31 protein-coding genes and 1 pseudogene are annotated in these 18,250 nt (G+C 34.0%); 29 read left to right on the forward strand and 3 right to left on the reverse strand.

What is annotated here, in order from left to right:
• From AB6N09_RS03340 to AB6N09_RS03475, 28 genes and pseudogenes are all read left to right on the forward strand, one after another.
• A partial coding sequence (locus AB6N09_RS03340; protein WP_458783165.1) for an EF-Tu C-terminal domain-related protein occupies positions 1–226 on the forward strand: 226 nt, incomplete at its 5' end.
• A 14-nt stretch (positions 227–240) separates the two neighbouring features.
• On the forward strand, positions 241–594 hold the full coding sequence (rpsJ, locus tag AB6N09_RS03345) for a 30S ribosomal protein S10 (RefSeq protein ID WP_411131569.1): 354 nt from the start codon (positions 241–243) through the stop codon (positions 592–594).
• Positions 591–1,313: a 50S ribosomal protein L3 gene (gene rplC / locus AB6N09_RS03350; RefSeq protein WP_411131533.1), complete on the forward strand. Its 723-nt coding sequence runs from the start codon at positions 591–593 to the stop codon at positions 1,311–1,313. The genes rpsJ and rplC overlap by 4 nt, the downstream gene beginning before the upstream one ends.
• 2 nt (positions 1,314–1,315) lie before the next feature.
• Complete coding sequence (gene rplD, locus AB6N09_RS03355) at positions 1,316–1,930, forward strand: 50S ribosomal protein L4 (protein WP_411131534.1); 615 nt, start codon at positions 1,316–1,318, stop codon at positions 1,928–1,930.
• A complete protein-coding gene (locus tag AB6N09_RS03360; RefSeq protein WP_411131535.1) occupies positions 1,927–2,214 on the forward strand; it encodes a 50S ribosomal protein L23 in 288 nt (95 codons plus the stop codon). The genes rplD and AB6N09_RS03360 overlap by 4 nt, the downstream gene beginning before the upstream one ends.
• Before the next feature lies 1 nt (position 2,215).
• Positions 2,216–3,040 carry a 50S ribosomal protein L2 gene (gene rplB, locus AB6N09_RS03365; protein ID WP_411131536.1) on the forward strand — a complete coding sequence of 275 codons (825 nt, stop codon included), beginning with the start codon at positions 2,216–2,218 and terminating at the stop codon, positions 3,038–3,040.
• Positions 3,041–3,043: 3 nt separating this feature from the next.
• Complete coding sequence (rpsS, locus tag AB6N09_RS03370; RefSeq protein ID WP_411131537.1) at positions 3,044–3,328, forward strand: 30S ribosomal protein S19; 285 nt, start codon at positions 3,044–3,046, stop codon at positions 3,326–3,328.
• A gap of 5 nt (positions 3,329–3,333) precedes the next feature.
• Positions 3,334–3,684, forward strand: coding sequence for a 50S ribosomal protein L22 (gene rplV / locus AB6N09_RS03375; protein WP_411131538.1), 351 nt, complete (start codon positions 3,334–3,336; stop codon positions 3,682–3,684).
• Positions 3,685–3,722: 38 nt separating this feature from the next.
• Complete coding sequence (gene rpsC / locus AB6N09_RS03380; protein WP_411131539.1) at positions 3,723–4,343, forward strand: 30S ribosomal protein S3; 621 nt, start codon at positions 3,723–3,725, stop codon at positions 4,341–4,343.
• A gap of 11 nt (positions 4,344–4,354) precedes the next feature.
• Positions 4,355–4,768, forward strand: a complete 414-nt coding sequence (gene rplP / locus AB6N09_RS03385) for a 50S ribosomal protein L16 (protein WP_041045217.1) — start codon at positions 4,355–4,357, stop codon at positions 4,766–4,768.
• A gap of 11 nt (positions 4,769–4,779) precedes the next feature.
• A complete protein-coding gene (gene rpmC, locus AB6N09_RS03390) occupies positions 4,780–4,983 on the forward strand; it encodes a 50S ribosomal protein L29 (protein WP_411131540.1) in 204 nt (67 codons plus the stop codon).
• On the forward strand, positions 4,976–5,209 hold the full coding sequence (gene rpsQ / locus AB6N09_RS03395; RefSeq protein ID WP_411131541.1) for a 30S ribosomal protein S17: 234 nt from the start codon (positions 4,976–4,978) through the stop codon (positions 5,207–5,209). Before rpmC ends, rpsQ begins: the two co-directional genes overlap by 8 nt.
• 9 nt (positions 5,210–5,218) lie before the next feature.
• Entirely contained in the window at positions 5,219–5,578 is a 360-nt protein-coding gene (gene rplN, locus AB6N09_RS03400) for a 50S ribosomal protein L14 (RefSeq protein ID WP_411131542.1), read from the forward strand.
• Positions 5,578–5,895, forward strand: a complete 318-nt coding sequence (gene rplX, locus AB6N09_RS03405) for a 50S ribosomal protein L24 (protein ID WP_411131543.1) — start codon at positions 5,578–5,580, stop codon at positions 5,893–5,895. Before rplN ends, rplX begins: the two co-directional genes overlap by 1 nt.
• Before the next feature lie 6 nt (positions 5,896–5,901).
• The gene (rplE, locus tag AB6N09_RS03410; protein WP_411131544.1) at positions 5,902–6,435 is read left to right on the forward strand and encodes a 50S ribosomal protein L5; all 534 of its coding nucleotides are present in this window, start codon (positions 5,902–5,904) and stop codon (positions 6,433–6,435) included.
• A gap of 16 nt (positions 6,436–6,451) precedes the next feature.
• The gene (rpsN, locus tag AB6N09_RS03415) at positions 6,452–6,760 is read left to right on the forward strand and encodes a 30S ribosomal protein S14 (RefSeq protein WP_411131545.1); all 309 of its coding nucleotides are present in this window, start codon (positions 6,452–6,454) and stop codon (positions 6,758–6,760) included.
• A 19-nt stretch (positions 6,761–6,779) separates the two neighbouring features.
• Positions 6,780–7,175: a 30S ribosomal protein S8 gene (rpsH, locus tag AB6N09_RS03420; RefSeq protein ID WP_411131546.1), complete on the forward strand. Its 396-nt coding sequence runs from the start codon at positions 6,780–6,782 to the stop codon at positions 7,173–7,175.
• Positions 7,176–7,191: 16 nt separating this feature from the next.
• On the forward strand, positions 7,192–7,737 hold the full coding sequence (rplF, locus tag AB6N09_RS03425) for a 50S ribosomal protein L6 (RefSeq protein ID WP_411131547.1): 546 nt from the start codon (positions 7,192–7,194) through the stop codon (positions 7,735–7,737).
• A 5-nt stretch (positions 7,738–7,742) separates the two neighbouring features.
• Positions 7,743–8,114, forward strand: a complete 372-nt coding sequence (rplR, locus tag AB6N09_RS03430; protein WP_411131548.1) for a 50S ribosomal protein L18 — start codon at positions 7,743–7,745, stop codon at positions 8,112–8,114.
• A gap of 14 nt (positions 8,115–8,128) precedes the next feature.
• Complete coding sequence (rpsE, locus tag AB6N09_RS03435; RefSeq protein ID WP_411131549.1) at positions 8,129–8,641, forward strand: 30S ribosomal protein S5; 513 nt, start codon at positions 8,129–8,131, stop codon at positions 8,639–8,641.
• A gap of 3 nt (positions 8,642–8,644) precedes the next feature.
• Positions 8,645–9,115: a 50S ribosomal protein L15 gene (rplO, locus tag AB6N09_RS03440; RefSeq protein ID WP_411131550.1), complete on the forward strand. Its 471-nt coding sequence runs from the start codon at positions 8,645–8,647 to the stop codon at positions 9,113–9,115.
• Between the two features lie 3 nt (positions 9,116–9,118).
• On the forward strand, positions 9,119–10,447 hold the full coding sequence (gene secY / locus AB6N09_RS03445) for a preprotein translocase subunit SecY (RefSeq protein ID WP_411131570.1): 1,329 nt from the start codon (positions 9,119–9,121) through the stop codon (positions 10,445–10,447).
• A complete protein-coding gene (locus AB6N09_RS03450) occupies positions 10,444–11,094 on the forward strand; it encodes an adenylate kinase family protein (protein ID WP_411131551.1) in 651 nt (216 codons plus the stop codon). The genes secY and AB6N09_RS03450 overlap by 4 nt, the downstream gene beginning before the upstream one ends.
• A 59-nt stretch (positions 11,095–11,153) precedes the next feature.
• Positions 11,154–11,522, forward strand: coding sequence for a 30S ribosomal protein S13 (gene rpsM / locus AB6N09_RS03455; RefSeq protein WP_411131552.1), 369 nt, complete (start codon positions 11,154–11,156; stop codon positions 11,520–11,522).
• A 24-nt stretch (positions 11,523–11,546) separates the two neighbouring features.
• Entirely contained in the window at positions 11,547–11,933 is a 387-nt protein-coding gene (gene rpsK / locus AB6N09_RS03460) for a 30S ribosomal protein S11 (RefSeq protein WP_411131553.1), read from the forward strand.
• 21 nt (positions 11,934–11,954) lie between these two features.
• Positions 11,955–13,022, forward strand: a complete 1,068-nt coding sequence (locus AB6N09_RS03465) for a DNA-directed RNA polymerase subunit alpha (RefSeq protein WP_411131554.1) — start codon at positions 11,955–11,957, stop codon at positions 13,020–13,022.
• Positions 13,023–13,029: 7 nt separating this feature from the next.
• Entirely contained in the window at positions 13,030–13,458 is a 429-nt protein-coding gene (rplQ, locus tag AB6N09_RS03470) for a 50S ribosomal protein L17 (protein WP_411131555.1), read from the forward strand.
• A 23-nt stretch (positions 13,459–13,481) separates the two neighbouring features.
• Positions 13,482–13,837: pseudogene (locus tag AB6N09_RS03475) on the forward strand (YraN family protein).
• Between the two features lie 280 nt (positions 13,838–14,117).
• Here AB6N09_RS03475 and AB6N09_RS03480 read toward each other — a convergent pair.
• Genes AB6N09_RS03480 through hemF form a run of 3 tightly spaced genes read right to left on the reverse strand, consistent with a single transcriptional unit; the run spans position 14,118 to position 15,622 of the window.
• Entirely contained in the window at positions 14,118–14,333 is a 216-nt protein-coding gene (locus tag AB6N09_RS03480; RefSeq protein WP_411131556.1) for a hypothetical protein, read from the reverse strand.
• Positions 14,334–14,384: 51 nt separating this feature from the next.
• A complete protein-coding gene (locus tag AB6N09_RS03485) occupies positions 14,385–14,807 on the reverse strand; it encodes a P44/Msp2 family outer membrane protein (RefSeq protein WP_411131557.1) in 423 nt (140 codons plus the stop codon).
• Positions 14,798–15,622: an oxygen-dependent coproporphyrinogen oxidase gene (gene hemF / locus AB6N09_RS03490; protein ID WP_411131558.1), complete on the reverse strand. Its 825-nt coding sequence runs from the start codon at positions 15,620–15,622 to the stop codon at positions 14,798–14,800. The genes AB6N09_RS03485 and hemF overlap by 10 nt, the downstream gene beginning before the upstream one ends.
• A 114-nt stretch (positions 15,623–15,736) precedes the next feature.
• Here hemF and AB6N09_RS03495 point away from each other — a divergent pair, with 114 nt between their 5' ends.
• A complete protein-coding gene (locus AB6N09_RS03495) occupies positions 15,737–18,214 on the forward strand; it encodes a response regulator (RefSeq protein ID WP_411131559.1) in 2,478 nt (825 codons plus the stop codon).
• Positions 18,215–18,250: the final 36 nt, after the last annotated feature.

Consider the following 18,250-nt stretch of genomic DNA (forward strand, 5'->3'; position numbering starts at 1 on the left):
TACGCCATTTTTTGCGAATTATCAGCCACAATTTTATATAAGGACAACAGATGTAACGGGGAGTATAAAATTGCTGGAAGGGAAAGAGATGGTAATGCCGGGAGATAATGTAAGTATAGAAGTGGAATTGCAAGCATCAATAGCGATGGATAAGGGATTGCGTTTTGCAATAAGAGAGGGTGGTAGAACTGTTGGTTCTGGTGTTGTTTCTGAAATTTTGGAGTAGACGTGGTGGCTGAAATAGAGCAAGTTGCATATATCATAAGCAAAGCTTTTGATTGTTCAAAATTAGAGAAATACGTTAGAGAGTTTGTTCGTGGATTTAAGGACAAATTTAAACATTCTGGTGCAAAGTTATCAGGTCCGGTTGCACTACCAAGAGATAATTTTAAATTCGATGTTGGTAGGTCTCCTCATGTTGATAAAAAATCTCATGAACAATTTGAAAAGAGAACTTCTGAGCGTCTGATTGTTCTATATGGCCTCACCCCTGCTATGATGCAGATGCTTGGAGATTCATCGTTTTTTCCTCCCCCTCCTCCTGGTGTAGAAATTTATTTAAAGATTAAAAAAGTCTTTAGGAAAGGAAAATGAAAAGAATGAATTTGTTGAAAAGAATTGGTTTATTGATGACAAATGTTGGTCATACTGCTATATACACTGATAGTGGTCGCATTGTTGTAACTTTATTACATCTTAGTGAAACTTGTATTGTTGATGTGAAAGAGCAAGGTAAATGTGGTTATAATTCGGTTATTTTAGGTACTGGAGATTTTAAAAATATTGCAAGACCTCAGTTAGAATACTTAAAGAAGAGAGGAATAAATAGTAGATATAGACTATATGAAAGTAGATTGAATGATCTTTCAGGAATAAAGTGTGGTAAAAGAGTGGGAGTTAACCATTTTTTGGTTGGTCAATATCTTGATATTACAGGTTATTCTATAGGTAAGGGATTTGCTGGTGTAATGAAGCGATATAATTTCAGTGGGCTTAGGGCATCTCACGGTGTTTCTATTGCTCATAGGTCGCAAGGTTCTACTGGTCAATGTCAGGATCCTGGTAGAGTATTTAAAGGAAAGAAAATGGCTGGTCATTTAGGTAACAGCAGGGTAACTGTACATAACATGAAAATATTATCTATCGATTATGAAAATAGTATAATTGCTGTAAAAGGTAACAACGTTCCTGGATTTAGAAATTCTTACGTCTTTGTGAGAGATGCAGTTAAAAAGCCTTTGCATAAAGATATTCCTTTTCCGGTAGGTCTACTGTTAGATGCAGATGATGATGCTAGTGGTTTGGTAAATTAGTTATGGAATATAAATTAGTTAATCTATCTAATGATAATATAGGTATCGCTCAGCTTAATCCTGCGATATTTTCCGTTAAGCAAAAATTGAGTATTTTGCATGATATAGTTAGATGGCAATTAGCAAAGAAGAGAGCTGGTACTCACAAAGTAAAAGGCATCAGTGATGTTTCTGGTACAACAGCTAAGCCTTATAGTCAAAAACGCACTGGTAGAGCAAGACAAGGAAGCTTGCGTTCTCCTCAGTTTAGGGGTGGCGGAGTTATTTTTGGTCCTGTTGTTAGGAGTCACGCCTATTCTCTTAACAAAAAAGTACGCAAATTTGGTTTAAAAATTGCTTTATCTCTAAAATATTTTAATAATCAATTAATCATTCTTGATAATTTGAATGTTGATGTGAAGAAAACATCTGAAATGTGTAAATATATTAAAAATTTTAAATTTTCTTCCTTTCTGATAGTTGGTGATTATGGAGATGGATTGCTACGTGCTACTAGAAACTTGCACCATGTAAACTTGATCAAGCCTATCGGGTTGAATGTTTTTGATATATTAAATCACGAATGCATAATGTTGACAAGTGATGCTTTAAAACATCTTGAAGGTAGATTGTTATGATTAAATACAATGATATAATAAAATGTCCTATAATTACGGAAAAAGCCTCTTTTTTAAGGGAAAAATTTAATAAATATTCTTTGTATGTTTTTGTGAATGCAAATAAGCATAAAATAAAGCTGGCAATAGAGTCTCTATTTAGTGTTAAAGTTTCCTCTATAAATATTGTTAGAGTTAAACCTAAACGTAGGCGCTTTAGAGGCGTGATTGGCTATGAAAAACAAAAAAAGAAAGTTTATTTTTCTTTGATAGATGATCAAAAGTTAGATATAATGAGTGTTTAATATGGGTATAAAATTTCTTAATCCTGTTACTCCATCCTCTCGTGGAACTGTGTTAGTAAGTAAAGTTGGTTTATCAAAAGATAAGCCAGAAAAGCTTCTTACATTTGGTAAAAAGTCCAGTGGTGGAAGAAATAATTATGGTAGAATTACAACTCGCCATAAGGGTGGTGGTCACAAAAAGAAGTACAGAATTGTAGATTTCAAACGCAATAGAAATGATCAGGGTACAGTTGAGAAAGTAGAATATGATCCAAATAGAAGTGGGTTTTTAGCGTTAATATCATATAAGACCGACAATACTAAATCTTATATACTAGCTCCACAAAACGTAAAGCCTGGTGATGTTGTAATGTCAGGAGATGATGCTGATATATTGCAAGGCAATTGTTTATCATTGAAGTGTATACCTGTTGGTTCTTTTGTTCATGCTATTGAGCTAAAGCCAGGTAATGGTGCTGTAATTGCTCGAGCTGCTGGTTGTTATGCACAAATTGTCGGTCGTGATGGCAACTATGTTTTATTACGGTTGAGGTCTGGTCAAGTTAGGTTGATTTTGTCTTCTTGTAAAGCTACTATTGGTGTAATGTCTAATCCTGATCGTAAAAATAGAAAATTAGGTAAAGCAGGAAGAAGTAGGTGGTTGGGAATTAGGCCCGCCGTTCGCGGAGTTGCTATGAATCCAGTGGATCACCCCCATGGGGGTGGAGAAGGAAAGACTTCTGGTGGGCGTCACCCTGTTACTCCTTGGGGTGTTGCAACAAAAGGAAAGAAAACTCGGAAAAGAAATAAATTTAGTGATAAGTATATAAAACAATTGAAAGGTTAGTTTATGAGTAGATCTGCATGGAAACCACCTTTTTGTCACCCGTCTGTGCTAAAGTTAGTGAATAGAGCTTTAAAGGAGGGTTCTATTAATAAGGTGATAAAAATTCATTTTAGATCTTCTATGATTTTTCCTAATTGTTTAGGTTTAAAATTTGCTGTTTATAATGGTAAAGATTACATTCCTGTTAATATTAATGATCAGAATATGATAGGTCATAAATTTGGTGAATTTTCACCTACTCGTAAATTTACTGGGCATAGTGGTGATAAAAAGGCAGCAAGAAGGTAGTTAGTATGAAAAACAAGTACACAGTAATTAAAGCTAGTTCTAGGGATTTAAAATCCACCCCTCGTAAGTTAAACTTGGTTGCCAATTTAGTACGCAATAAAAAAGTTTCTTTTGCTACTCTGCAATTAAGGTTTTGTGAAAAGAAGGCCGCTGGCCTTATAGGGAAAGTATTAAATTCTGCAATTGCTAATGCTCAATATAATTATGGATTAGATATTGATAATCTATATATAAAGGAAGTTTTAGTAGGTAAGTCTTTTACTTTACGTAGGGTGTTCCCAAAAGCTATGGGTAGAGCCAATAGAATTAGCAGGCATTACAGCAACATAACTATAAAGTTAGAGAAAATTGTATGATTTGTAAGAGTATAAAATTAGTGAGGAAAGTGTAAAATATGGGGCAGAAGGTTAATCCTATAGGATTTAGATTAAAAATAAATACTAATACCTGGGATTCTATTTGGTATGCTAATAAAGATTACAAAGAAAAATTGCATCAGGATTTATCTATTCGCAGTTACATAAATGAGTCTTTTAAGCACGCTGGTCTTTCCAAAATAATTATAGAGCGCAAAGTTGATTTAGTGTCTGTAACAATACATTCTTCTAGACCTGGAGTGATAATAGGTAAGAAAGGCTTGGATATTGAGAAGGTAAAACAAAAGATAGCTGAGAAAGTAAAAAATAATGTGGAAGTGAATGTAGTAGGAATAAAAAGGACTGAAGTAGATGCGGCTTTAATATCAAACAGAATAGCACAGCAATTAGAGAAACGTGTTTCATTTAGAAGAGCAATGAAAAAAGCTATTCAAAGTTGTTTGAGAATGGGAGGTGGAGGTATCAAGGTAAGCTGTTCTGGGCGTCTTGGTGGAGCTGAGATAGCTCGTACTGAATGGTATAAAGAAGGTCGTTTGCCTTTACACACTTTACGTGCTAATATAGATTATGCTTTTTGTGAAGCAAAGACTATATACGGTATTATAGGAGTTAAGGTTTGGGTTTATGTTGTTAATTAAGGCGTATTGAAATGTTTGTTCCCAAAAAGAGTAAGTATAGAAAGGTGTTTAAAGGGAGAATTAAGGGTAATGCAAAAGGTGGTAGCACACTATCTTTTGGTGATTATGGTTTAAAAGCTATAGAAGCAGGTAGAATTCAGTCTAAGCATATTGAGACTGTGAGGCGTGTGATATCCAGAACGTTGAAACGTTCTGGTAAAGTGTGGATAAGGATTTTTCCTGATACTCCTGTTAGTAAAAAGCCAGCAGACGTACGGATGGGTAAAGGAAAAGGTAGTGTTGAATTTTGGGTATTTAAAGCTAAGCCTGGTAGGGTGTTGTTTGAGATTAGTAGTGATGTTCCCATGCATTTAGCAAGGTTGGCGCTTGAAAAAGCAATTGCCAAGCTTCCTGTAAAATGTAAATTTATATCTAATCATAGTTGAACGGAGTTACGATGGATATAGCTGACATTAGATCAAAATCCTTGCAAGAGTTGCATGAAATTCTTGTAAATTTGAGGAAAGAATTTGTTAATTTGGTTTTTCAGAAGAAATTGGGACAGTGTAGTAATATTTCGCGTTTTAGCTTGATAAGAAAGAGCATAGCTCGTGTTTTAACTATATTAAATGAAAGAAGAATAGAGGAAGAGAATGCCTAAGAAGATTTTTTGTGGTATTGTAACTAAAGCTGAGTGCGATAAAACTGTAAAGGTCTCAGTACTGCGGGTATATAAGGGTAAACTTTATAAGAAAGTTATAAAAAAATATAAAAAGTATACAGCACATGATGAGAATAATAGCTGCAAAGAAGGAGATAGGGTTTTTATACAAGAACACAAGCCTATTTCTACTACTAAAAAATGGATTGTTGTGCGAGTTGAGTAAGGTGCTTATATGATTCAAAAAAATACATTGTTAGAAGTAGCTGATAATTCTGGTGCACGTGAAGTGCTTTGTATTGGCTTGTTGGGCGGAAGGAAGTCTGCATCTATAGGTGATACAATTATTGTGTCTACTAAATCTATTAACCCGAAAGGGAGGGTCGAAAAGGGAAAAGTATATAGAGCGGTTGTTGTTAGAGTGAGAAATCGTATTAGAAAATCTGATAACTCTGTAATTTGTTTTTCTAGCAATGCTGTAGTTTTAGTTAATAATCAAGGTGAGCCGCTTGGTACTCGAGTGTTTGGCCCGGTGAAGAAATTAACGTCTGGTTCTTTTATGAAAATAATGTCATTAGCTGTTGAGGTTTTATAATGAATGCAAAAATAAGAAGTGGTGATGACGTTATAGTTTTAACTGGCAGAGATAGAGAAAAAGTTGGTAAAGTAATCAAGATTATCACACGTGATGCTAAAAAAAAGGCTGTTGTTTCTGGAGTGAATGTACATAAGAAACATACTAAACCGAAAGCTGGTAGCAGTGGCGGTATACTAAATAAAGAGTTAGCTATTGATATATCTAACATCGCAATATTAGACCCTAAGTATAAAGCTCCAACTAGAGTAGGGTTTAAGATTATAGACGGTAAAAAAGTGCGTTTTGCAAAGGTTTCTGGGAAAGTAATAGACTAGGTTGATATGTTTAAAGAATTGTACAGAGATAGTATAGTAAAATCCTTGGAGGACAAATTTAACTACAGCAATATGATGCAAGTACCTAAGCTTGTCAAGGTATGTATTAATATGGGTGTTGGAGATGCTGCTACGGATAGTAAAGCAATAAATGAGCAGCTTGATCATCTATATTTAATTGCAGGGCAAAAGCCTGTATCAACGTTTGCAAAAAAATCTATTTCTGGTTTTAAGATAAGAAAAGGCGCTACAGTAGGTTGTAAAGTAACTTTGCGTAGAGATAAAATGTATGAATTTTTAGAAAGGTTGATATATGTTGCTTTACCGAGAGAAAAAGATTTTAGAGGATTTAGTGTAAAGCAATTTGACGGTAATGGTAATTTTTCCTTTGGTATAAAGGAGCGTATCTCATTTTTAGAAATAGATTACGATAAGATAAGTAGGATTAGAGGTATGGATATCAATATTATAACAAGTACGACTAGTGATAAAGAAGCAAAAGAGTTATTGCTAGCTTTTAGGTTTCCCTTTTTTGATTAATTAAGAGAAGAGGTATATGGCAAAAAAATCTATGATACAAAGAAATCTTCGTAGGATAAAATTGCACGATCAATATAAAGAGAAAAGAAAAAAGTTGAAATCTATAATAAATAATAAGAATATACCTATAAGTGAGAGGTTTGCAGTTCAAAATAAGCTGATTAAAGAGTTGCCTAGAGATTCTTCTCAAATCAGAATTAGAAATAGGTGTGCTTTAACAGGAAGGCCAAGAGGGGTATATAGAAAATTTGGTTTATGTAGAATTGTTTTGCGTGATTTATGTTCTTTTGGAAAAATTCCAGGGGTTACGAAGTCTAGTTGGTAATATAATATAGGAGTATATTGTGGCGTTATCTGATAGTGTTGGTGATTTTTTGACGAGGATACGTAATGCTCAATTGGCAATGCACAGAACAACAAGAGTTCTGTTTTCTAAGGTGAATTCTTCTATACTGAAAATCTTAAAGGATGAAGGATATATTCTTCATTATCAGAAAGAAGTTGTAGGCAATGTGCCATCTTTTATCGTAAAATTGAAGTATTATGAGAAGTTACCTGTAATTAGTGATATAGTGAGAGTATCAAAACCTGGTTGTCGTCGTTATTCTAAATGCAGGGACATTGCTAAGGCATATAATGGACTTGGTATTTTTATTATATCTACGTCTAAAGGAGTGATGACTGATTACAATGCACATAAATTGAAAGTTGGTGGAGAAGTTTTGTGTCGTGTGTTTTAAGTAGTAGGAGGAATTTATGTCTCGTATAGGTGCAGCACCTATCAATATTCCTGCTGGTCTTTCAGTTGAGTATAATGATGGTAAAATGTTGATAAAAAGTGCCAAGGTAGAAAAAGAACTTAGGCTATGCAGTGATGTTGTATGTCATGTTGTTGATAATCAGTTGCTGCTTTCTGTTAATCAAAGCAAAGATAATTATAATGAGATAAAGCCTATATGGGGTACTTATAGGAGCAATATTAACAATATCATTAATGGCATGGTTAATGGTTTCTCTGTTGATCTTGAAATTAATGGTGTTGGATATAAAGCAGAGTGTGATGGTAAATATTTGACTTTATATCTTGGCTATAGTCATAATGTGAAGTATAAAGTGCCTAAGGATGTTGAGATTAAGTGTGTAAAACCAACTCACTTAGTAGTGAGTAGTATAGATAAGCAAAAAGTCTATGTGGTAGCATACGATATATGCAAAATTAGAAAATATGACCCTTATAAAGGTAAGGGTATTGTAATAAAAGACAAATTTATGTTGCGTAAAGTTGTAAGTAAAAAGAAGTAATTAAGATGAGAAGGTTATATAATTTTTTAAGTAATTCTGAAAAAAGGAAATTACGTAATAGAAAGAAGCTCAATAACGGCGCTAAGCGTTTACGTATATCCATATTCAAGTCCAACAGGCATTTTTACGCTCAGTTAATCAATGACGAAAAAGGAGTGACTCTCACCTCTGCTTCTACTTTGGATGCTAAAATTAGGGATGTATGTAAAGGTAGGGTCAACGCTGAAACTATAAAACAGGTTTCTTCTTTGATGGTTGAACGTTTATCTGATATGAAATTAGGGCAAGAGTTGGTGTTTGACCGTGGAGCCTATAAGTATACAGGGTTGGTTTCTCAATTTGCTGAGGCTTTAAGAAGTTCTGGATTTAAGTTTTAGAGAAGATTTTTAATATGGCTGTAAAAAATTTACAAAATAACAACGATTTATCAGAGCTTTTAGTTTCAGTACGAAGAGTGGCAACGGTTACCAAAGGTGGTAGAAGATTTTCATTTTCAATTTTGGTCGTTGTTGGAGACGAGAAGGGTAGGGTAGGATGCGGAATGGGCAAACACGCAGAGGTTGCTGAAGCAAGGATGAAAGCTGTAAATGCTGCGAAAAAATCGATGATTAGAGTGTACTTGCGTGAAGGTAGAACTTTGCACCATGATATTAAAGCTAAATTTTGCTCTGGTGAAATAGTTTTAAGAGCAGCTAGAGCTGGAACAGGTATTATTGCTGGTGGAGCGATTAGGTCAGTTTTTGAAGTGCTAGGCATAAAAGATGTAGTAGCTAAGTCTACAAGATCAAACAATCCTCATAACGTTATATGTGCAGTGTTTAGAGCTTTTGATAATATGTTATCTCCTCGTCAAGTGGCAAGCAAAAGAGGCAAAAAGATTAGTGAAATAGTTGGAAATAGGTAAAGTATGAATAGTGCTATAAAATTAAACTCTATATTTACTAAATTATCGAAAAAAAAGAAGCCTAAGTTGCTAGGTAGGGGTATTGGTTGTAGTAAAGGCAAAACATCTGGTAGGGGGCACAAAGGACAAAAGGCTAGAAGTGGTGTTTCCATAAATGGATTTGAAGGCGGGCAGCAGTCTATATATACTCGTTTACCTAAAAGAGGTTTTAACCCTATACGTAGGAATATATGCTTCATAATTAATGTTGGTGATGTACAGCACTTAATAGAAACTAAGAAAATAGTGAAAGATTCCGTTATAGACAAAGAGATGCTGTGTAAGCTAGGTTTCATGAAGTCTGTCAAGGATAAAGTCAAGCTTCTTAATAAAGGGAAGCTGACTGAGAGGTGTGTATTTCACGTTGATTGTGCGTCAGAAGCTGCAAAAAAATCTGTAGCTTCAGTTGGTGGTAGTGTGGAAATACTATCATAAATGATGAGCAGCAAATCCGCATTTAATAATTTGGATCCTGCGTTATTATATAAAGGCGATTTATTGAAGCGTATGTTTTTTACGCTAATCGCTTTAATTTGTTATCGTCTAGGTACTTATGTGCCTATTCCTGGAATTAACCTTGATATAATTAATGATATATTCCATAAGGAAGGTTCTGGTGTTTTTGGAGTATTTAATTTATTTTCTGGTGGTGCATTAGCTAGGATGACAATCTTAGCACTAAGTGTTATGCCATACATAGTTGCATCTATAGTTATGCAGTTATTATCTTCTGCCGTCAAAGGAATTAATGAAGTTAAAAATGATGGGGAATCAGGACGTCAGAAGATGAATTCCTACATACGGTATATGACCATAGTGTTTTGTGTATTTCAATCGATTACGATTTTAATCGGATTAGAAAGAATGAATAGGGAAGGGGCATTAATTGTAATCGAACCTGGTCTTATGTTTCGTACAGTAGGTGTTTTTAGCCTTTTAGGTGGGACTATGTTTCTAATATGGCTCGGTGAGCAAATCAGCGCTAATGGTATAGGTAATGGTATCTCATTAATTATTTTTACTGGCATAATATCAGAGCTACATAGTGCTTTTTCATCTCTGTTAACATTAAATAAAAACGGTAGCATATCGTTATTTATTATCCTTTTTATTTTGGCGGTGTTTTTTTTGCTATTGCTTTTGGTTATTTTTGTAGAGTCTTCTTATAGAAAAGTCGTTGTTCAGTATCCTAAAAAGCAGTTTAAAAAATTACATAGTGACGATTTTACTTATATCCCATTAAAGATTAATTTATCTGGCGTAATACCAACTATTTTTGCTAATGCAATTTTACTTACACCTATTTCAATTGCAAATTTCTATAAGGGATATGCTTTTTCTGACTTTATTTTGAACTATTTTATGGCAAATAAAGTAGTTTATATTGTAGCTTACTTAGCGTTTATAATATTTTTTAACTTTTTCTACACCAATTTTATATTTAACCCAGAAGAAAATGCCGATTTTCTTAAAAAAAATGGTGGTTTTATACCTGGTAGAAGGCCTGGAAAACATACTTCTGATTACCTTCAAGATATAACTTTAAAGTTGACGTTCATTGGCTCTGCATATTTGGTGGTTATATGTGCTGTACCTGAAGTCATAAGATATTATTATGATATACCATTTATTTTTGGTGGAACGAGCTTATTGATTATAGTTAACGTTGTTACTGATACTATTATGCAAATACAGTCCTATATCTTTTCGAATAGATATGATAGCTGGATAAAAAAATATGAGTCTAAAACGAGAAAATTAAGATGATCATTACAATTTTTGGTCCTCCTGGCTCCGGTAAAGGCACTCAATCGAGCCTGTTAATAGCAAAGTATTACTTAAAGTTAATTTCAGTAGGGGATCTATTGAGAAATATTATGTCTAGCAACAGCGAGTTAGGTAAAAAAATAAAGGATACCGTAGAATCAGGTAATTTGATTCAAGATAAAGTTATATGTAAGTTATTACGTGACCAGCTTGCATTGGTAGATGATAATTTTTTGCTGGATGGTTTTCCGAGAAATTTAAATCAAGCTCGTTTCTTAACTCAAACTTTGCTTGAGAGATATAATAGAGATGTGGATATTGTTATCGAGTTACAGCTTGATGATAAGATTGCGGTTAATAGGTTAAAGAGTCGCCTTGTGTGTTTAGACTGCAAAAGTGTATACAGTGCATCTTCTCTTAAGAATGATGACGGTCTTGCTTGTATGAAATGTAAAAGTACAAGGCTAGAAAGGAGAATTGATGATTCTAACTTATCTGCAATTAATAGAAGAATAAGCGAATACCGCATCCAAATAAAGAGTTTACGTGAATATTATAAAGACAAATTGTTAACGATCAATGCTAATCTTAATGTTGATCAGGTAAGACAAGAGATAGAAAGCAAAATTTCTTGCAATTTAGTTTGACTCTGGATTGTTATATGGTATAAATTAAGAGTTATTATTAATAAAGTATCGGAGTACCAGTGGCACGTATTGCGGGTGTAAATGTTCCAGTAAAGAAATGTGTTCCTTTTGCATTAACTTATATATATGGTATAGGTATTGCTACTGCAAACACAATTTGTCATGCTTGTGAAATTGATAAGAGCAAACGTGTTTCGGAATTACAAGATAAAGACATAGAAAAGATCAGCAGTTTCATTAGGCAGAATTATTCTATAGAAGGTGAGCTTAGAAAAGAAGTGGCTATGAATATAAAGTTTTTAGTGGAAATGAGATGCTATAGAGGAGTGAGACACAGGAAAGGTTTACCTGTAAGAGGACAAAGGACTCATACCAATGCTAAAACTCGTAAAGGTAGATCTCGTTTACCTATTGCTGGGAAAAAATAAGATTTGTTATTATTGTAAATTTTAATGAAAAAGGTCAGAACAGTTGGTAAAAGTGCAAAAAAGTTTGTTACTGGAGTTCTCCATATTCGTGCAACTTTTAATAATACCTTTATAAATGTAACTGACGTTCAGGGTAACACTCTATACCAAACGTCTGTAGGTGCACATGGTTTTTCAGGTTCAAGGAAATCTACACCTTATGCTGCAGGTAAAGCTTCGGAATCTGCTGCAAAGATTGCAGTAGAAAGGTTTGGTATGAAAGTTGTTTCTGTGATAATCCGTGGCCCTGGTTTTGGGGCTGAAGCTGCAGTTAAGGCACTTCAGGGATGCGGGTTAACAGTAACCTCAATTGCGGATAAGACTGCAATTCCTCATAATGGGTGCAGATTAAGAAAAAAAAGAAGAGTATAGAATATTTGAAAAGGTTATTTTATGTATTATAACGATAGTGTTTCTGTTTTTAGTAACTTAGATAAATTGACTAGACCTAATTCAATGAAGGTAGTGCCAGGTGATTCAAGTGAAAAAGGCGATATAGTACTGGAACCATTGGAGAGTGGTTTTGCTTTAACACTTGGTAACGCATTAAGGCGTGTGATGCTGTCTTCTCTTGTAGGTAGTGCTGTTTATGGAATAAAAATCGAGGGCATAACTCATGAGTTTACTTCAATTCAAGGAGTAAGAGAAGATGTAACTGATATAATATTAAATATCAGTATGTTGAGGTGTAAGTTGAATGGCACTTCCAATAAATGCTTAAGTTTAAGTGCTAAAGGACCTTGTCAGGTATCGGCTGTGATGATAGAGACTGATGATCAGTGTTCTATTGTTAATAAAGACCTACTGATATGTACACTTGGGCAGAATGTAGAGCTCAACATGACTATATATGTGGCTAGTGGGAAAGGCTACCTTCCTGTTGCTAAATATAAGGAAAACGAATTTTTGAAGTTAATGAATGAGCAAGATCTAATTGGGTTCATTCCGGTTAATGCTTTATATAGTCCTGTCAATAGAGTTTCATATAAGGTGGAGAATAGTCGTGTTGGTCAAGTTACTGATAAGGATAAGTTGATATTATCAGTTGAAACTGATGGTACAATTTCTCCAAGTCAAGCTGTTGACTCTGCTGCAAGGATATTACAGGAACAACTTCAGCCTTTTATTAGTTCTGACGTAAGTTATAAAAAATCGCAGGCTTCCTCATCTAATGGTTATAGGGATTTGGGTTACGACCCTATCTTATTGCGCAAAGTAGACGAGATGGAACTGTCTGTTAGGTCACATAATTGCTTGAAAAATGAAAATATCATTTATATAGGCGATCTTGTACAAAGAACAGAAAGTGAAATGTTAAGAACTGCTAATTTTGGTAGAAAGTCCTTAAATGAGATTAAGGCAGTTTTAAATAATTTCGGCTTGTATTTGGGTATTGATGTTCCAAATTGGCCACCTAAAGATATAGATGAATTGGCTAGACAACATACTGATGAAGATTAGGTAATATATGGAACATGGAATAAAAAAGCGCAAGCTGTCTCGTCACACTGAACATAGGTTGTCGATGTTGAAGAACCTATCTATCTCATTAATTAACCATGAGCAGATTATAACTACTCTACCAAAAGCTAAAGAACTTCGTCCATATATGGAAAAATTTATTACAATTGCTAAGTATAAGAATACTTTACACGGTAGAAGACTTTTGCTTTCACGCCTTCATAATAATAGATTAGCAGTTGATAAGTTATTAAACGTTTTAGCTGGTCGTTATCAAGATCGTAAAGGTGGGTATTCTAGGATAATAAAGTTTAACACTCAAAAGGGTGATTGTGCTTCAATGGCAGTGATAGAACTAGTTGACAGGGATATTACAGCAAAAGGTAAGGTTTATAGTAAAAACAAAGAAGAAAATAAAGTAGTTACAAAAAGTTAATTATTATCATAATTTTCTTTCTTATGATAAGTAAGTTACACTATCTTATAGGCTGTTTTGGTGAGTTATTAGTTTTAATTTATTTAAAATTAAAGTGGTATAATGTTATAAAGCACCGATAACGTTGTAGGTTAGGTGAAGTTGACTTAATTGTATCTAAAAAAAAGAATTGATTTTTATAGAAGTTAAAACGAGTTTACTTGGAAAAGAGATACCGATATCTTCTCTTCAATGTCAGTCCATTGTAAATTCCTCTAAATATTTTCTAAGTAAAAACCTTAGTTTTTTAGATTACTCGGTTAGGTATGATTTATGTTTTCTTTCATTAAAAAAAGGACCCGTCTATATAAAAAATGCTTGGATTGAAGAGAAATACTAATGGTAAATTAATAGGAATAACCTCGAATCCTGTATCAGCTAATTTCTTGGCGATTGTTACCACGTTTCCAATAAACAGCGGTTTTGTAATTTACCTGTGTATCCTTGGTCAGCAAAAAACTTACGCAAAGTTGGAGCTTTTTGTTTAGCCTGAGTAAAAAGATTTAGAGTACCATCACGATCTTGAATGCTTGACTATGAACATCAGCTGTTATCTATTGTACTACTGAACTGCTTGATAGGTTTTGTGTTGTATGATGTTCTAAAGCCTAATACGGGGGCTAAAAATAATAAGTTAGCCACGCCTCCAATCCATATATGCCAAACCTATTTGTAATAATTGCTGTACTTGATTCAATCCGTGCGCAGTGGTCAAAAGACTTATCATCTCCAGGTTTTGTAGCTTTTTCACCAGCTGGTATTTTTAATGTTGACACTATGTTTTCAAATTGATTACCAAGAATACCAAAATAACGTAGGCCAGCAAACGCTTGCACTTGTGTTGCAAGTTAATAATTGATACCAAGTTTTGTTTGATAAGCAAAAGCTTACCTAGTTCTTCCTAAAAACCTAACTTTAGTTAATCCACCACCAATGCTAACATATGGAGTAAACGATTCTCCACCAAAATCATAATATACATTAACTAACCTAGCCGAATTATCAAAGCCTTCATTCCTCATTTTGAATGTAGCTCTAAATTTTACACTTGCACCTATATTTTCACATGTGTTCTTTATGTCCACATCGACCTTTCCACTTCTCCATGGTGAGTTACATTCTGTTCCAGTAGAAGTACATTCATTACGACGAAGCTCTACGTATTTTGCCTTGTCTTTATTTGAATAATCTTCGCTATATAAGTTAGTTTGAGAATACAAACTTTCAAACTCAATTTTGACATTCTCCAATATATACCCTACCGCAATACCACCAGCAAGCCCTGGAATGCATTTAGGCTCTACAACCACTTAACAAGAGGCGGCATTGACATCATAATTGCATCTGGATTACCATCCGTCATTAAACCAAATCTTGTACCACGGTCATATAGCAGGTTGAATTCTACGTACCTGCCACGCTTTATTAATTGGGCCTCTCGTTGATTTTTCGTCCAAGGCTTTTGCATATGTTGACGTATTATATGCAAATAGATTTCCAAAAAGGTTTCGCCTACTGCTTTTGTAAATTTGAGATCACTTTCCCAGTTGCCAGAATTCAGATTATCATAGAAAATTCCACCAATTCCACGTGGTTCTTTTCTGTGCTGTAAGAAAAAGTAACTGTCACATTGCTCCTTAAATTTTGGATAATACTCAGTATCAAATTCATCACATGTTGCCTTGATTGATTCATTAATATACTTATAATCTTCCTCATTTCTATATGTTGGGGTAAAGTCCATTCCTCCACCGAACCATTGTTTCGATGTATACATCAGCCTTGTGTTCATATGTGCTGCAGGAATCAGAGGAGATTGCATGTGAGACACTAAAGATATACCACTTGCCCAAAATTCCCCATTACTCTCGCTTGCGCCAGGAATTTCATTTATAATTGAATCTGCGAATTTTCCATGTACTTTTGAAACGTTTACCCCTACTTTTTCAAAAACATTACTGTAAATAATTGTAGATTCGCCACCTCCACCACCTGGACGATCCCATTTTCTTTTTTCAATCTTTGGATCTGTAGATGACTGTTTTTCAATTGACAAAAAAGACTCTAAAATTTTATTTCTTAGTGCACAGAACCATTCAAAAGCTTGCATTTTTTGTTCGTTCATAATGTCTTGTCAAAAGTACCAATATTTGAGAGATTTAAGTAGTAATTGCTTATCAAAGATGTTAATAATTCTATAATAATTAAATAAATATAATAAAACATTTTTATACACACAATGAGTAAAAGATACATAGACAGCAAGAAAGAGAACAGGGTTGACTTCATATTGAGGAATCATGGAATGTCAATTATCGCTATGGCAGTCATTATGTTTTTACCTCCAGTAGTAATATCAACACTCTACTTTTTTGATATATATGACCAGCATACTAATATAGAGATTAACCTACTAGTTAGCACTTTAATGACTCTATTTATAGTATATCATGTAAAACGCTATAAATACCTAATTAATATCGTAGAATTTCAAAATGCAATATTTGCAAATGCACTAAATCATAATACAGAATTTTGCCTTATTTTACACAGAGATGATGGCATTGTTTATGCTGACGCAAGGTTCTACGAAAGATTCAAAGATCACATAGATAATGACGTTACATTAGACAAGATTCTTGAAGTAGGAAATATTTCAGAGAAAGACAAAAAGGCGCTACACCACGCGCTGAAAAATAACTCTTCTGTACAGGTGAGCATTGCCTTAAACAAGGAAGACAAAATATTTAATTTTCTTTTGCTTTTTGAACCAGTACCAGGTAATCCCCAAGTTGTTATAAGTAGTAATAAGGCTCTAAATTTATCATTAGCACCAATAGCAAGACCTCATGGGTATTTTGTGTTAAAAGCGACACAGATGAACAAAGAGCAAGTATACGAAGAATTAATAGAAAAGCATAATATAGGAACTTACATTGCGAATGCTAAAGGGACGATTTTATCTGTAAATCAAAGGTTTTTAGACATATTTGAACTGAAAAAACTTGAAAGAGGCAGCTCAATCAATGATTTTGTATTTCAATCTAAGTATAATAATACAGCAACTGATAATGAAGTTTTGTTTTGTACCGTAAGCGGTATTCCATTTAAGGCTTATATGAGCACTGCTATGTTTTGTGATAAACATCACCATAACTATATATATGGCTTTATTACGCCAGTTGAATCAAACGTTATTGATTATCAATTACACCCATGTTTTACAAACTCATCAATCGCTATTGCACAGTGCGATGTAAACGGTAACTTCATAAAAAAAAATACAGCGCTAATAAAGCTTGCAGGACCAGATAACAATTCGATCTTTACACTGGTATCAGACGACTATCATATGAAAATACGTGAGTATTTTTCTAGTAATAGAATAAATAACGCATCCTTTGATGTGCAGCTCAGCAACAACGATAATATGAAGATATATTTCAATAAGTTTCTTCATAATAGAATGATGTTCATACTCTGCTATTTTGTCGATAACACTGAGCATAAAAATCTGGAGATAAAACTTGAGCATTATCAAAAAATGCAAGCTATAGGACAGCTTGCAGGCGGTATTGCGCATGATTTTAACAATATACTAACCGGAATAATAGGATTTTGTGATTTGCTTTTGCTTCAGCACTCAGCTAGTGATCCATCTTTTGGAAATATAATACAAATACAGCAAAATGCTAAACGTGGATCAAATTTAGTTAAACAGCTGCTTGCTTTCTCAAGAAGGCAGACAATGCAACCAAAAATTATTGATGTAAACAGTGCGATAACTAATCTTTATGAAATGATAAAAAGGTTAATAGGCGAGAATATAAAATTCACTGCTTATTACGGTAGGGATTTAGGTATGGTGAGGGCCGATCAAGGACAGTTAGAGCAAGTTATACTTAACTTAGTAATAAATGCCAGTGCTGCCATGGAAAAGGGCGGAGAACTAACCATACGAACTTTTAATAAAAAGATCAATTCATTAAATTCTACACCTCAGAATATGTTTTCTCCAGACAAAGAAGCGATTGAACATGGAAATTATGTTGTAATTGAAGTAATCGATACAGGATGTGGAATGACGCATGATACAATTCAAAAAGTATTTGACCCATTCTTTTCTACTAAAGATATTACCTCTGGTACAGGTCTCGGTCTTTCTACTGTATATGGTATTATTAAACAAACTGAAGGGTATATCTATGTTGCTAGTGAGATAAATCATGGGACTAAATTTAGCATATTTTTGCCTATGGTTTACATATCAGATGAAAACCATAGAGAGGAAAGCAGCGAAGAAGTAGAGAAACCAGTAGTAAATGAAGTTAAAAGCAATGGTACAATCTTATTGATCGAAGATGAAGATTCAGTAAGAGAATTCACTACTAAAGCATTACAAAGAAAAGGGTTTGATGTAATAGAGGCTAGCACGGGCAACAAGGCGTTGGAAATGATAAGCAAAAAAAGTTTACACATAGATCTAATAATCACTGATGTGATTATGCCAGAAGTTAGTGGCCCAGAGATAGTCAAAGAAGCCTTAATTCACAGACCAGGTATCAATGTCATTTTTATTTCTGGATATGCGGAAGATGCGTTTTTGAAGAATGACACCATTAATGTGGAAGATTTCCACTTCTTATCAAAGCCATTCACACTAAATGAATTGGGAAACAAAGTGCAAAGTGTACTACATAAAGAAAAAACAGTTTAATTTTAGGTAACAAAAAAATTTTCTAATGCAAAAATT

The organism is Wolbachia endosymbiont of Tettigetta isshikii (assembly GCF_041154185.1).
Lineage (GTDB): Bacteria > Pseudomonadota > Alphaproteobacteria > Rickettsiales > Anaplasmataceae > Wolbachia.

Bases quoted from the DNA above. Each gene is read 5' to 3' on its own strand.
- rplC (WP_411131533.1), top strand. From the start codon at position 591: ATGAAAAGAATGAATTTGTTGAAAAGAATTGGTTTATTGATGACAAAT.
- rplD (WP_411131534.1), top strand. From the start codon at position 1,316: ATGGAATATAAATTAGTTAATCTATCTAATGATAATATAGGTATCGCT.
- AB6N09_RS03360 (WP_411131535.1), top strand. From the start codon at position 1,927: ATGATTAAATACAATGATATAATAAAATGTCCTATAATTACGGAAAAA.
- rplB (WP_411131536.1), top strand. From the start codon at position 2,216: ATGGGTATAAAATTTCTTAATCCTGTTACTCCATCCTCTCGTGGAACT.
- rpsS (WP_411131537.1), top strand. From the start codon at position 3,044: ATGAGTAGATCTGCATGGAAACCACCTTTTTGTCACCCGTCTGTGCTA.
- rplV (WP_411131538.1), top strand. From the start codon at position 3,334: ATGAAAAACAAGTACACAGTAATTAAAGCTAGTTCTAGGGATTTAAAA.
- rpsC (WP_411131539.1), top strand. From the start codon at position 3,723: ATGGGGCAGAAGGTTAATCCTATAGGATTTAGATTAAAAATAAATACT.
- rplP (WP_041045217.1), top strand. From the start codon at position 4,355: ATGTTTGTTCCCAAAAAGAGTAAGTATAGAAAGGTGTTTAAAGGGAGA.
- rpmC (WP_411131540.1), top strand. From the start codon at position 4,780: ATGGATATAGCTGACATTAGATCAAAATCCTTGCAAGAGTTGCATGAA.
- rpsQ (WP_411131541.1), top strand. From the start codon at position 4,976: ATGCCTAAGAAGATTTTTTGTGGTATTGTAACTAAAGCTGAGTGCGAT.
- rplN (WP_411131542.1), top strand. From the start codon at position 5,219: ATGATTCAAAAAAATACATTGTTAGAAGTAGCTGATAATTCTGGTGCA.
- rplX (WP_411131543.1), top strand. From the start codon at position 5,578: ATGAATGCAAAAATAAGAAGTGGTGATGACGTTATAGTTTTAACTGGC.
- rplE (WP_411131544.1), top strand. From the start codon at position 5,902: ATGTTTAAAGAATTGTACAGAGATAGTATAGTAAAATCCTTGGAGGAC.
- rpsN (WP_411131545.1), top strand. From the start codon at position 6,452: ATGGCAAAAAAATCTATGATACAAAGAAATCTTCGTAGGATAAAATTG.
- rplF (WP_411131547.1), top strand. From the start codon at position 7,192: ATGTCTCGTATAGGTGCAGCACCTATCAATATTCCTGCTGGTCTTTCA.
- rplR (WP_411131548.1), top strand. From the start codon at position 7,743: ATGAGAAGGTTATATAATTTTTTAAGTAATTCTGAAAAAAGGAAATTA.
- rpsE (WP_411131549.1), top strand. From the start codon at position 8,129: ATGGCTGTAAAAAATTTACAAAATAACAACGATTTATCAGAGCTTTTA.
- rplO (WP_411131550.1), top strand. From the start codon at position 8,645: ATGAATAGTGCTATAAAATTAAACTCTATATTTACTAAATTATCGAAA.
- secY (WP_411131570.1), top strand. From the start codon at position 9,119: ATGAGCAGCAAATCCGCATTTAATAATTTGGATCCTGCGTTATTATAT.
- AB6N09_RS03450 (WP_411131551.1), top strand. From the start codon at position 10,444: ATGATCATTACAATTTTTGGTCCTCCTGGCTCCGGTAAAGGCACTCAA.
- rpsK (WP_411131553.1), top strand. From the start codon at position 11,547: ATGAAAAAGGTCAGAACAGTTGGTAAAAGTGCAAAAAAGTTTGTTACT.
- AB6N09_RS03465 (WP_411131554.1), top strand. From the start codon at position 11,955: ATGTATTATAACGATAGTGTTTCTGTTTTTAGTAACTTAGATAAATTG.
- rplQ (WP_411131555.1), top strand. From the start codon at position 13,030: ATGGAACATGGAATAAAAAAGCGCAAGCTGTCTCGTCACACTGAACAT.
- hemF (WP_411131558.1), bottom strand. From the start codon at position 15,622: ATGAACGAACAAAAAATGCAAGCTTTTGAATGGTTCTGTGCACTAAGA.
- AB6N09_RS03495 (WP_411131559.1), top strand. From the start codon at position 15,737: ATGAGTAAAAGATACATAGACAGCAAGAAAGAGAACAGGGTTGACTTC.